The organism is Aquincola tertiaricarbonis (assembly GCF_000969605.1).
Classification (GTDB): Bacteria; Pseudomonadota; Gammaproteobacteria; order Burkholderiales; family Burkholderiaceae_C; genus Aquincola; species Aquincola tertiaricarbonis.
The window spans coordinates 51,340-62,512 of the sequence record NZ_JZUE01000029.1; the positions used below are offsets into that span (position 1 = coordinate 51,340).

At 71.5% G+C, this 11,173-nt stretch carries 13 protein-coding genes; 12 read left to right on the forward strand and 1 reads right to left on the reverse strand.

From position 1 onward, the window contains the following. Positions 1–15: 15 nt before the first annotated feature. The 5 genes from VO99_RS24055 to VO99_RS24075 all read left to right on the forward strand — a co-directional run bounded on the left by VO99_RS24055 (position 16) and on the right by VO99_RS24075 (position 3,444). Positions 16–561, forward strand: a complete 546-nt coding sequence (locus VO99_RS24055) for a ferritin-like domain-containing protein (RefSeq protein WP_046115487.1) — start codon at positions 16–18, stop codon at positions 559–561. A 58-nt stretch (positions 562–619) separates the two neighbouring features. Beyond that, positions 620–937, forward strand: coding sequence for a BON domain-containing protein (locus VO99_RS24060; protein ID WP_046115488.1), 318 nt, complete (start codon positions 620–622; stop codon positions 935–937). A 29-nt stretch (positions 938–966) separates the two neighbouring features. Next, entirely contained in the window at positions 967–1,200 is a 234-nt protein-coding gene (locus VO99_RS24065) for a CsbD family protein (protein ID WP_046115489.1), read from the forward strand. A gap of 104 nt (positions 1,201–1,304) precedes the next feature. Next, entirely contained in the window at positions 1,305–2,531 is a 1,227-nt protein-coding gene (locus VO99_RS24070) for an AI-2E family transporter (RefSeq protein WP_046115490.1), read from the forward strand. A 10-nt stretch (positions 2,532–2,541) separates the two neighbouring features. Beyond that, positions 2,542–3,444, forward strand: a complete 903-nt coding sequence (locus tag VO99_RS24075; RefSeq protein ID WP_046115491.1) for a YihY/virulence factor BrkB family protein — start codon at positions 2,542–2,544, stop codon at positions 3,442–3,444. Here VO99_RS24075 and VO99_RS24080 read toward each other — a convergent pair. Further along, positions 3,426–3,851, reverse strand: a complete 426-nt coding sequence (locus tag VO99_RS24080; protein ID WP_046115492.1) for a hypothetical protein — start codon at positions 3,849–3,851, stop codon at positions 3,426–3,428. The two genes, VO99_RS24075 and VO99_RS24080, sit on opposite strands and share 19 nt — an antisense overlap. A gap of 140 nt (positions 3,852–3,991) precedes the next feature. Here VO99_RS24080 and VO99_RS24085 point away from each other — a divergent pair, with 140 nt between their 5' ends. The 7 genes from VO99_RS24085 to VO99_RS24115 all read left to right on the forward strand — a co-directional run. Then, positions 3,992–6,943, forward strand: coding sequence for a monovalent cation/H+ antiporter subunit A (locus VO99_RS24085; RefSeq protein ID WP_046115493.1), 2,952 nt, complete (start codon positions 3,992–3,994; stop codon positions 6,941–6,943). Continuing rightward, a complete protein-coding gene (locus VO99_RS24090; protein WP_046115494.1) occupies positions 6,943–7,341 on the forward strand; it encodes a Na+/H+ antiporter subunit C in 399 nt (132 codons plus the stop codon). Before VO99_RS24085 ends, VO99_RS24090 begins: the two co-directional genes overlap by 1 nt. An 8-nt stretch (positions 7,342–7,349) precedes the next feature. Continuing rightward, entirely contained in the window at positions 7,350–8,996 is a 1,647-nt protein-coding gene (locus tag VO99_RS24095) for a monovalent cation/H+ antiporter subunit D (protein ID WP_310733671.1), read from the forward strand. Beyond that, positions 8,996–9,496 carry a Na+/H+ antiporter subunit E gene (locus VO99_RS24100; protein ID WP_046115496.1) on the forward strand — a complete coding sequence of 167 codons (501 nt, stop codon included), beginning with the start codon at positions 8,996–8,998 and terminating at the stop codon, positions 9,494–9,496. Before VO99_RS24095 ends, VO99_RS24100 begins: the two co-directional genes overlap by 1 nt. Further along, on the forward strand, positions 9,493–9,783 hold the full coding sequence (locus VO99_RS24105) for a K+/H+ antiporter subunit F (protein WP_198157043.1): 291 nt from the start codon (positions 9,493–9,495) through the stop codon (positions 9,781–9,783). Before VO99_RS24100 ends, VO99_RS24105 begins: the two co-directional genes overlap by 4 nt. Continuing rightward, positions 9,783–10,166: a Na+/H+ antiporter subunit G gene (locus tag VO99_RS24110; protein WP_046115497.1), complete on the forward strand. Its 384-nt coding sequence runs from the start codon at positions 9,783–9,785 to the stop codon at positions 10,164–10,166. The genes VO99_RS24105 and VO99_RS24110 overlap by 1 nt, the downstream gene beginning before the upstream one ends. 7 nt (positions 10,167–10,173) lie before the next feature. Then, positions 10,174–11,173: ExeA family protein (locus VO99_RS24115; RefSeq protein WP_046115498.1), on the forward strand; the 1,000-nt coding region annotated here is incomplete at its 3' end.

Sequence of the window (11,173 nt, forward strand, 5' to 3'; positions counted from 1 at the left end):
AGAAGGCAAGACCCCATGAACGACAACGAATCGAACGACGCGCCCCAGCTGAAGCTGGACGAGCAAGCCATCGAAGCCGCCAAGCGCAGCCTGGACGAAGGCGCGGTGACGCCCAGCTACGGCCCCTGGCGCGACCAGATCGTCAAGCTGCTGAACGACGCGCTGGCCACCGAGCTGGTGTGCGTGCTGCGCTACAAGCGCCATCACTTCACCGCCAAGGGCATGGCCTCGCCGGCCATCGCCGACGAGTTCATGGTGCATGCGCAGGAAGAGACCGCGCACAGCGACAAGATTGCCGAGCGCATCGTGCAGCTCGGTGGTGAACCCGACTATTCGCCGGCCACGCTGCTGCAACGCAGCCATGCCGACTACGACGAGAACCTGGACCTCAAGGCCATGGTCCGGGCCAATCTCGTCGCCGAGCGTGTCGCGGTCGAGACCTACCGCCAGATGATCGACCTCATCGGCGACAAGGACCCGACCACCCGCAGGCTGCTCGAAGACGTGCTCCGTGATGAGGAAGAGCACGCCGACGAGATGGCCGACCTGCTGGACCAGTGAGTCCCGCAGACAGCAACAACCACCCAGACCCTGCACCCGAAAGAGAAGGAGAACCTCCATGCTGAACGTCCGTACCATCCTCGCCGCCGTCGTGTCCGCCGTTGCCCTGACCGTGATGGGCGGCTGCGCCGTCGTGCGCGACCAGCAGACCGCGGGCGCCTATGTCGACGACGCCGCCATCACCGCCGCGGTGAAGGCCAAGTTCATCGAGAGCAAGCAGGTCGACGCCGGCGCCATCAACGTGGAGACGCTCAACGGCACCGTGCAGCTGGCCGGCTTCGCCAAGAGCTCGGGCGAGAAGGCCATGGCCGAATCGCTGGCCGGCGGCGTGAAGAACGTCAAGGGCGTGCGCAACTCCATCGTGGTCCGCCCGTAAGGCAGCCGCGAGACCTGCAGGAGCCCGCCATGAACTGGGACCGCATCGAAGGCAACTGGAAGCAGCTCAAGGGCAAGGTCAAGGAGCAGTGGGGCCAGCTGACCGATGACGACTTCGACGTCGTCAACGGCCGGCGCGAGCAGCTGGCCGGCAAGATCCAGGAACGCTACGGCGTCGCCCGGGACGAAGCCGAACGCCAGGTTGCGAGCTGGGAACGCAGCGCCACCGACAACTGGTTTGCCAACGAGCGTGACCGCATCTGACGGCGCACCTGCATGACTGATCCGGGCAGCCTTCGCATGGGCGGCCCGCACGGGCCCGATGCTCCCCTGGTGGACATCGGGCCCTTGTTGTTCGAAGCCACCCCATGAAGTCCGCCGACCCTCCCTGGCCCGCCCTGGCCTCCGCCGACCCGCAGTCGGCGCCCCGCCCGCCGGCACCACGGCCGCGTTCCAGCACGGCGGCCATCGTGCTGGCCACGCTGGCGGTGGTGGCGGTGCTGTGGTGGGGCCAGCGCTTCATGATCCCGGTCGTCACCGGGCTGCTGCTGGCCATGCTGCTGATGCCGGCCGTGGCGGCACTGGGGCGGCTGCTGCGCACGCAGGCCGCCGCCGCGGGCATCGCGCTGGTGGTGTGCCTGGCGGTGATCGGCGTGGCGGTGGGCGCCTTCGGCGGCCAGCTGGTGCGCATGGCCGAGCGGGTGCCGGAGATGATCTCGCTGGCCGCGCAGCGGGTGGCCGAGATGGAGCCGGCGCAGGACACCCTGTTCAGCCGCGCACGCCGTGCGCTGCGCGACCTGGACCGCGCGGCCAACCGGGTGATGGGCGCTTCGCCGCCCGCGCCGGATTCGGCGCCGCGGCCTGCCCGCACGCGGGTGGCGCCACCGGCCGCCGCGGGCGCGCCGGCGGATGCGGCCTCGGCGCCCGCGCTCAGCGACCGCGCCGCCGCCGCGCTGCAGGAAACCGCGGTCAGCGGCTCCGGCGTGGTGCTGGAGTTCGTGGCCGACCTGCTCATCATCTTCTTCACCGCCTTCTTCGTGCTGGCCGGTGGCCGCCGCATGCGGCTGCGGGTGATCGACCTCTGGGGCGACCATCCCGGCACCCGGCGGCGGGTGGAGATCGCGATGGTGGAGTGCGCCCAGCAGGTGCGCCGCTACATCGTGGTGCTGATGATCACCAACGTGCTCACCGGCGTGGCGGTGTGGATCGCCTTCCTGGCCGCCGGCCTGCCGGACGCCGGCAGCTGGGGCCTGACGGCCGGCGTGCTCCACATGGTGCCGTACATCGGCATGGCGCTGATGACGGCACTCGCCGGTGCCGAGGCCTTCCTGGCCCACGGCACCTGGACCGCGATGATCGGCATGGCCGCCTTCGTGGTGGCGCTGTCCACCGTCATCGGCATGCTGGTGACGGCCTGGCTGCAGGGCCGCGCGGCCAAGATGAACCCGGCGGCGGTGTTCATCGGCATCGTGTTCTGGGGCGCGCTGTGGGGCGTATGGGGCCTGTTCCTCGGCCCGGTGCTGATCGCGCTGCTCAAGACCGTGGCCGCGCACACCCGCTGGGGCGTGCGGCTGGCCTACCTGCTCAAGGGATGACACTGTCGGGATGAGCTTCGTCACCACCTGGACCGAACGTGTCACCCGATGGCTGCCGCTGCGCATCGCGCTGGCGGCCTTCGAACGATTCAGCGATGCCAAGGGCGCCAGCCATGGCGGCGCGGTGGCCTTCTATGCAGCCTTTTCCATCGCGCCGATGCTGGTGGTGGTCACCAGCGTGATGGTGTGGCTGCTCGGCGACCAGGGCGCGCAGGCGTCGTTGCTCGAGACCATGTCCCGGCTGATCGGCGAGCGCGAGACGCAGGTGCTGCAGCAGCTGCTGGAGCAGGCCTCGGGCCGGCTGTCGGCCGAGAACACGGCCTGGGGCTCCTGGCTGGCGCTGGGCACCACGCTGGTGGGCGCCACCGCGGTGTTCGTGGAGATGCGTGCGGCGCTGCAGTCCATGCTGAACGAGAAGCCCAGCGGCGCGGCCTGGTGGCGGCTGCTGCGGGTGCGGCTGCTGGCCGCCGGCATGGTGCTGGGCTGCGGCTTCCTGCTGTCGGTGGCGCTGCTGGTGCAGACGGCCGCGCTGGTGGCGCTGAAGTGGGTGTCGGTGCGCTGGCCCCTGCTGGCGCCGCTGCTGGCGCTGGTGGAAAGCCTGTGGTCATGGGCGGTGATCACGCTGCTGTTCGCGGCCATGATCCGCTGGCTGCCGACCACCCGGCTGCCCAAGCGGCATGCGCTGATCGGCGCGGCCGTGGCGGCGGGCCTGTTCATGCTCGGGCGCTTCGGCATCAGCCTGTACGTGGCCACCACGGCCACGCAGTCGGCGTTGGGCGCCGCGGGCTCCTTCGCAGCCCTGCTGGTGTGGGTGTACTGGTCGAGCCAGATTTTCCTGCTGGGTGCCGCGGTGGCGGTGGAGCTGGGCGCGGTGGGCCGCGAGGGCCCGGCGGCTCAGGGCCAGCGGGTGTAATGCACGCTGGCAGGCGCCGCACCCGGGCCGGCCGGCAGGCTGTAGATCGCGTGCACCCGGTCGATGGCGGCGCCGGCTTCCTCGCCGCGTTCCATCGCCTGCGCATCGGCGGCGGCCACCGCGGCCGCGGGCGCGGCCTGGGCGCGCAGCTCGCTGCGCTCCACCGCGCCGTCCACCACGCCATAGAAGCCCCAGAGCAGACCCACGGCGGCCACGCTGCCGATGGCGGCCAGCCAGCCTTCGCGCTGCTGCGCACGCGGCGGCGGCGCCGGCTGCAGCGGCCGGGCCTCGGGCTCGGCGACCACGTCCGCATCGTCGGCACCGGGCGCACCGCCCTGGTACCAGCGCTCGAAGCCGTCGTCGATGTCGTGTGCGCCGTCCTGCGCACGGGGGGTGGGTGCTTGCATGGGGCTGCTCCTCGATTCGCTCTGGACAGCATGGTGGCGCCCGCCGCGCGGCGGTGCAGGCAGCGCAGGCCGGCACCTGCTGTAGGCCGCTGCCTACCGTGGCTGCCAGCCGAAAACCGCCTTCTAGAATGGGTCGGCCGATGCCTGATGCACTGACCCTCCTCGTCCTCCTCCCGTTCATCGGCAGCGCCGTGGCTGCGCTGCTTCCCTCGAACGCCCGCAACACCGAATCCACGCTGGCCGGCATCGTGGCGCTGGCGGGCACGCTGCAGGTGGCCTGGCTCTATCCGCAGGTGGCCGATGGCGGCGTGCTGGAGCACCGCATCGGCTGGATGCCCAGCCTGGGCGTGGACATCGTGCTGCGCATGGACGGCTTTGCCTGGATGTTCGCCATGCTGGTCATGGGCGTGGGCACGCTGGTGGTGCTGTACGCCCGCTACTACATGAACCCGGCCGACCCGGTGCCGCGCTTCTTCTCGTTCCTGCTGGGCTTCATGGGCTCGATGATGGGCGTGGTGCTGTCGGGCAACCTGGTGCAGCTGGTGCTGTTCTGGGAACTCACCAGCCTGTTCTCCTTCCTGCTCATCGGCTACTGGCACCACCGCGGCGATGCCCGCCGCGGGGCCCGCATGGCCCTCACCGTCACCGGTGCCGGCGGCCTGGCGCTGCTGGCCGGCGTGCTGATGCTGGGCCAGATGGTGGGCAGCTACGAGCTGGATGCGGTGCTGGCCTCGGGCGACGTGGTGCGGGCCCATCCGCTGTACCTGCCGATGCTGGTGCTGGTGCTGCTGGGCGCGCTGACCAAGAGCGCGCAGGTGCCCTTCCAGTTCTGGCTGCCGCATGCCATGGCCGCGCCCACGCCGGTGTCGGCCTACCTGCATTCGGCCACGATGGTGAAGGCCGGCGTGTTCCTGCTGGCCCGGCTGTGGCCGGTGCTGGCCAACACCGAGGCCTGGTTCTGGATCGTGGGCGGCGCCGGTGCGGCCACGCTGCTGTTCGGTGCGTACACCGCGATGTTCCAGCGCGACCTGAAGGGCCTGCTGGCCTATTCCACGATCAGCCACCTGGGGCTGATCACGCTGCTGCTGGGCCTGAACAGCCCGCTGGCCGCGGTGGCGGCGGTGTTCCACATCATGAACCACGCCACCTTCAAGGCCTCGCTGTTCATGGCCGCCGGCATCATCGACCACGAGACCGGCACGCGCGACATCGGCCGCCTCAACGGCCTGTTCAAGGCCATGCCCATCACCGGCACGCTGGCGATGGTGGCCAGTGCGGCCATGGCCGGCGTGCCGCTGCTCAACGGCTTCCTGTCCAAGGAGATGTTCTTCGCCGAGACGGTCTACATCAGCTCGCTGCCGTGGGTGGAAACCGGGCTGCCGGTGATCGCCACGCTGGCCGGCATCTTCAGCGTGGCCTATTCGCTGCGCTTTTCCTACGACATCTTTTTCGGCCCGCTCACGCCCGACCTGCCGCGTGCGCCGCATGAGCCGCCGCACTGGATGCGGGTGCCGGTGGAGCTGCTGGTGCTGGCCTGCGTGGTGGTGGGCATGTTCCCGGCGCTGTCGGTGGGTGCCTTCCTGGCCACCGCGGCGCGCCCGGTGGTGGGCGGCACGCTGCCGGACTACAGCCTGGCCATCTGGCACGGCTTCAACGCGCCGATGATGATGAGCCTGGTGGCGCTGGCCGGCGGCACGCTGCTGTACTTCGCGCTCAAGCGCCAGTTCGAGCGCGGCCGCCTGCACCGCACGCCGATGACCGGCGGCCTGCATGGCAAGGCGGTGTTCGAGCGGGCGGTGACGCAGCTGTCGTGGTTCGCGCGCTGGGCGTCGCGCGCCTTCGGCACCCGGCGGCTGCAGCCGCAGATGCGCTGGCTCTTCTTCTCGGCCATGGTGGCGGCCTTCATGGCGCTGCAGCCGCTGGGCCTGGCCGCCGGCGGGCGGCCGCTGGTGGAGCCCGCGGCCACCTTCGTGCTGATGTGGGTGGTGGGCGCGGCCTGCGCGGTGGGCGCGGCCTGGCAGGCCAAGTACCACCGGCTGGTGGCGCTGATCCTCGCGTCCGGCGCGGGCCTGATCACCTGCCTGACCTTCGTCTGGTTCTCGGCGCCCGACCTGGCGCTCACCCAGCTGGCGGTGGAGATCGTGACCACGGTGCTGCTGCTGCTGGGCCTGCGCTGGCTGCCGCAGCGGCTGATGCCCGAGGCCCTGGGCACGATGCGCCGCGGCCGCGGCCCCGGCTGGCGCCGCACCCGCGACCTGCTGCTGGCCCTGGGGGCCGGCAGCGGCATGGCGGTGCTGGCCTACGCGATGATGACGCGGCCCTTCCCGCAGAGCATCTCGCCCTACTTCCTGGAGCGCTCGCTGCCGCAGGGCGGCGGCACCAACGTGGTCAACGTGCTGCTGGTGGACTTCCGCGGCTTCGACACGCTGGGCGAGATCAGCGTGCTGGGCGTGGTGGCGCTCACGGTGTATGCGCTGCTGCGCCGCTTCCGGCCCGCGCCCGAGAGCGTGGAGCTGCCGCCGCAGCAGCGCCACCTGCCCACCGAGCCCTTGAGCACCGACCTGCTGCCGCCGCCCACCGCGGCGCAGGCCGCGGCATCGCCGCTGGCCTTCGGCTACATGGTGGTGCCCAAGGTGCTGTCGCGGCTGCTGCTGCCGGTGGCCATGGTGTTCGCGGTGCATCTGTTCCTGCGCGGGCACAACCAGCCGGGCGGCGGCTTCGCGGCGGGGCTGGTGGTGGCATCGGCGCTGGTGCTGCAGTACATGGTGGCCGGCACCCAGTGGGTGGAGTCGCACTTCTGGCTGCGGCCGCAGCGCTGGATCGCCACCGGACTGGGCATCGCCTGGCTCACCGGCATGGGCGCGCTGGCGCTGGGCTACCCCTTCCTCACCACCCACACCGCGCACCTGCACCTGCCGGTGGTGGGCGAGCTGCACGTGGCCAGCGCGCTGTTCTTCGACATCGGCGTGTTCGCGCTGGTGGTGGGCGCCACCATGCTGATCCTCATCGCGCTGGCGCACCAGTCGCTGCGCAGCCACCGCGTGGCGCGCGAGCCGCTCACCGGGCCGCTGGCCGACGGACGGAGCAGCTGATGGAGATCACCCTGTCCATCGCCATCGGCGTGCTCACCGCCTCGGGCGTGTGGCTGCTGCTGCGCCCGCGCACCTTCCAGGTGGTGATGGGCATGGCGCTGCTGTCGTATGCGGTCAACCTCTTCATCTTCGGCATGGGCCGGCTGTCCATCGACAAGGAACCCATCATCCGCCCCGGCGTGCCGCTGGACCTGCTGCACTACGACGACCCGCTGCCGCAGGCGCTGGTGCTCACCGCCATCGTCATCGGCTTCGCGATGACGGCGCTGCTGCTGGTGGTGCTGCTGGCCTCGCGCGGCCTCAACGGCACCGACCACGTCGACGGCGAAGAATCCCCGACCGCCGCCCCCCCGGCGGGCCGGCCGGCGTACAAGCCGGACGGGGGGCAGACCTCATGACTTCATTGATGGTCGCCCCCATCCTGCTGCCGATGCTGGCCGCGGTGCTGATGCTGGCCGCGCAGCACCGGCGCCGCTGGCACCTGGCCATCAACCTCGTGGCCACCACCGCCAGCCTGGGAGTGGCGCTGATGCTGCTGCACTGGGTCAAGCACAACGGCGCGCCCGGCGCCGTGGGCGTGTACCTGCCGGGCAACTGGAACGTGCCCTTCGGCATCGTGCTGGCGGCCGACCGGCTGTCGGTGCTGATGCTGGTGCTCACGGCCGTGGTGGCGCTGGCATCGCTGGTGTTCGCCATCGCCCGCTGGGACCGCGCGGGCGTGTACTTCCATCCCCTGTTCCAGCTGCAGCTGATGGGGCTGAACGGCGTGTTCCTCACCGCCGACCTGTTCAACCTGTTCGTGTTCTTCGAGGTGATGCTGTCGGCCAGCTACGGCCTGCTGCTGCACGGCTCGGGCCGCTGGCGGGTGCGCGCCGGGCTGCACTACCTGGTCATCAACCTGGCCGCCTCGTCGTTGTTCCTGGTGGGCGTGAGCATGCTGTACGGCGTGACCGGCACCCTCAACATGGCCGACATGGCGCAGCGCATCGCGGTGCTGCCGGCCGAGGACCGCGGGCTGCTGCATGCGGGCGCCGCCATCCTGGCCATCGCCTTCCTCACCAAGGCGGCGATGTGGCCGCTCAACTTCTGGCTGGTGCCGGCCTACACCGCGGCCAGCGCGCCGGTGGGGGCGCTGTTCGCCATCATGACGAAGGTGGGCCTGTACACCGTGCTGCGGCTGTGGTCGCTGATGTTCCCGGCCGGCGCGGGCGATTCGGCCTATTTCGGCGGCCGCTGGCTGCTGCTGGCCGGCATCGCCACGCTGGCGGTGGCCGCGCTCAGCATGCTGGCGTCGCAGAAGATCGACCGCCTGGCCGCGCTGGCGGTGGTGGTGTCCTCGGGCACCTTGATGGCGGCCATCAGCTTCGGGCAGCCGGGGCTCACCGCGGGCGCGCTGTTCTACCTGCTGAGTTCCACGCTGGCGCTGGCCGCCTTGTTCCTGCTGGCCGAGCTGATCGAGCGCTCGCGCCAGATCCAGGCCGGCGCCGAGAAGGCCGAGGCCCGCGGACTGGCCTTTCCGGTGGAGGACCTGGAGCCGTCGGAATTCGACGATGCCGGCGAGGCCATCACCGGCCGCGCCATCCCGGCGGCCATGGCCTTCCTGGGCGTGAGCTTCATCGCCTGCACGCTGCTGGTGGCGGGCATGCCGCCGCTGTCGGGCTTCGTGGGCAAGTTCAGCATGCTGGTGGCGCTGATCCATCCGCAGGGCCTGGGCGGCCTGGGCGTGGCCGACACGCCGCGCCAGGCCTGGCTGCTGCTGGGGCTGCTGATCGTCTCCGGCCTGTTGTCGTTGTGGTCGCTCACCGGCGCCGGCGTGCGCTACTTCTGGACGCCGCTGCACCGGCCCGCGCCGCACCTGAAGATCATCGAATGCGCGCCCATCGCCGGCCTGCTGCTGGCCTGCGTGCTGCTCACGGTGCATGCCGAGGCCGTGCTGCGCTACACCCGCGCCACCGCCGAGGCCCTGCAGACGCCTTCGCTGTACATCGAGGCGGTGATGACCACCCAGCCCAAGCCCCAGCCCACCGACGCCGACGTGGGGGTGCTGCAGTGATGCGCCGCCTATTGCCTGCGCCGCTGCTGTCGGCCGCGCTGCTGGCGCTGTGGCTGCTGCTGGCCGACAGCGGCTCGGCCGGCCAGTGGTTGCTGGGCGCGGTGGTGGCCATCGGCGCGCCGCTGCTCACCGCTTCGCTGCGGCCGGGGCGGGTGCGCATGCGCCGGCCGGGCGTGGCCCTGCTGCTGCTGGCCCGCGTGGCGCGCGATGTGGTGGCCTCCAACCTGCGGGTGCTGCATGGAGTGCTGCGCGGTGCCTTCGGCGGCCCGCAGCGCTGGCCGCGCTCGGGTTTCGTGCAGGTGCCCATCACGCTGCGTGACGCCAATGCGCTGGCCGCGCTGGCCGTCATCCTGGCGGTGATCCCGGGCACGGTGTGGTGCGAGCTGTCGCCCGACGGCCGCACACTGCTGCTGCATGTGTTCGACCTGGGCGACGAGGCGGCGCTGGTGGCCGAGATCCACCAGCGCTACGAGCGCCCGCTGCAGGAGATCTTCGAATGACGCCCGCCATCTCCCCGCTGCTGTGGACGGCCATGCTGATCGCCTTCGGCTGCTTCGCGCTGGCCATGGTCATCACCGTCGTGCGCCTGTTCATCGGCCCCAGCGCCCAGGACCGCGTGCTGGCGCTGGACTACCTCACCATCACCGCGCTGCTGCTGATGCTGGTGCTGGGCCTGCGCCACCACAGCAGCATGTACTTCGAGGCGGCGCTGCTGGTGGCGATGCTGGGCTTCATCACCTCCATCGGGCTGGCCCGCTTCCTGTTGCGCGGCGAGGTGGTGGAGTGATGGCCTGGTGGATCGAGGTCCTGGTGGCCGCCCTGCTGGTGGCCAGCGGCCTGCTGGCGCTGGCCGGCGCGGTGGGCCTGCTGCGCCTGCCCGACTTCTTCCAGCGCATGCACCCGCCGGCGCTGGCCATCACGCTGGGCAGCTGGTGCGTGGCGCTGGCCTCGGTGCTGTACTTCTCGGCGCTGGACGAGCGGCCGGTGCTGTCGGCCTGGCTGATCCCCATCCTGCTGGCCATCACCGCGCCGATCACCAGCCTGCTGCTGGCGCGCGCGGCCCTCTTCCGCCAGCGTGGCTTCGCCGCCAAGCGGCATGCGGGGCCGCCGCGCGACGGCCCCGGCGAGGCGCCGCCGCCCTCTTCCGCGGCGCGGCACGGTCCCCCCTGAGCCTGCCATGTACGAGAAGTTCTTCGGCCTGAAGCAGGCGCCGTTCTCCATCGCGCCCGACCCGCACTACCTCTACATGAGCGAGCGCCACCGCGAGGCGCTGGCCCACCTGCTGTACGGGCTGGGCGGCGGTGGCGGCTTCGTGCTGCTGACCGGCGAGATCGGCGCCGGCAAGACCACCGTGTGCCGCGCCTTCCTGGAGCAGATTCCGGCGGGCTGCCATGTGGCCTACATCTTCAATCCCAAGCTCAGCGCGCTGGAGCTGCTGAAGACGGTGTGCGACGAATTCCGCATCGCGCCCCCGGCCGCCGGCGCCGCGGCCACGGTGAAGGACTACGTCGACGTGCTGAACGCCTTCCTGCTGCAGGCCCATGCGGCGGGGCGCAACAGCGTGCTGGTGATCGACGAGGCGCAGAACCTGTCGGCCGACGTGCTGGAGCAGCTGCGCCTGCTCACCAACCTGGAGACCAGCGAGCGCAAGCTGCTGCAGATCGTGCTCATCGGCCAGCCCGAGCTGCGCACGATGCTGGCCAGCCCGGCGCTGGAGCAGCTGGCGCAGCGGGTGATCGCGCGCTTCCACCTCGATGCGCTGAGCGCGCCCGAGACCGCGCAGTACGTGGCCCACCGGCTGGCCGTGGCCGGGCTGCATGGCGCCCTGCCCTTCGATGCCGATGCGCTGGCCCGGGTGCACCAGCGCGCCCGCGGCGTGCCGCGGCGCATCAACCTGCTGTGCGACCGCGCGCTGCTGGGCGCCTATGCCCGCGGCCTGCCGCGGGTGGACCGCGCGCTGGTGGACCTGGCGGCGGCCGAGGTGTTCGACGCGCCGGCGACGCCGCCCGCCCGTCGCCCGAGCCGCCGCACCATGGGCTGGGGCCTGGCCGTGGCCACCACCGCCGCCACCGCCGGCCTGGCGGCGGGCGTGCTGCTGCTGGCGCCGGACCGGCTGGCCGGCCTGTGGCAGCAGCAGCCGGCCGCGGTGGCCGGGGCACGGCCGGCCGGCGCGACCG

Bases quoted from the DNA above. Each gene is read 5' to 3' on its own strand.
- VO99_RS24055 (WP_046115487.1), top strand. From the start codon at position 16: ATGAACGACAACGAATCGAACGACGCGCCCCAGCTGAAGCTGGACGAG.
- VO99_RS24060 (WP_046115488.1), top strand. From the start codon at position 620: ATGCTGAACGTCCGTACCATCCTCGCCGCCGTCGTGTCCGCCGTTGCC.
- VO99_RS24065 (WP_046115489.1), top strand. From the start codon at position 967: ATGAACTGGGACCGCATCGAAGGCAACTGGAAGCAGCTCAAGGGCAAG.
- VO99_RS24070 (WP_046115490.1), top strand. From the start codon at position 1,305: ATGAAGTCCGCCGACCCTCCCTGGCCCGCCCTGGCCTCCGCCGACCCG.
- VO99_RS24075 (WP_046115491.1), top strand. From the start codon at position 2,542: ATGAGCTTCGTCACCACCTGGACCGAACGTGTCACCCGATGGCTGCCG.
- VO99_RS24080 (WP_046115492.1), bottom strand. From the start codon at position 3,851: ATGCAAGCACCCACCCCCCGTGCGCAGGACGGCGCACACGACATCGAC.
- VO99_RS24085 (WP_046115493.1), top strand. From the start codon at position 3,992: ATGCCTGATGCACTGACCCTCCTCGTCCTCCTCCCGTTCATCGGCAGC.
- VO99_RS24090 (WP_046115494.1), top strand. From the start codon at position 6,943: ATGGAGATCACCCTGTCCATCGCCATCGGCGTGCTCACCGCCTCGGGC.
- VO99_RS24095 (WP_310733671.1), top strand. From the start codon at position 7,350: ATGGTCGCCCCCATCCTGCTGCCGATGCTGGCCGCGGTGCTGATGCTG.
- VO99_RS24100 (WP_046115496.1), top strand. From the start codon at position 8,996: ATGCGCCGCCTATTGCCTGCGCCGCTGCTGTCGGCCGCGCTGCTGGCG.
- VO99_RS24105 (WP_198157043.1), top strand. From the start codon at position 9,493: ATGACGCCCGCCATCTCCCCGCTGCTGTGGACGGCCATGCTGATCGCC.
- VO99_RS24110 (WP_046115497.1), top strand. From the start codon at position 9,783: ATGGCCTGGTGGATCGAGGTCCTGGTGGCCGCCCTGCTGGTGGCCAGC.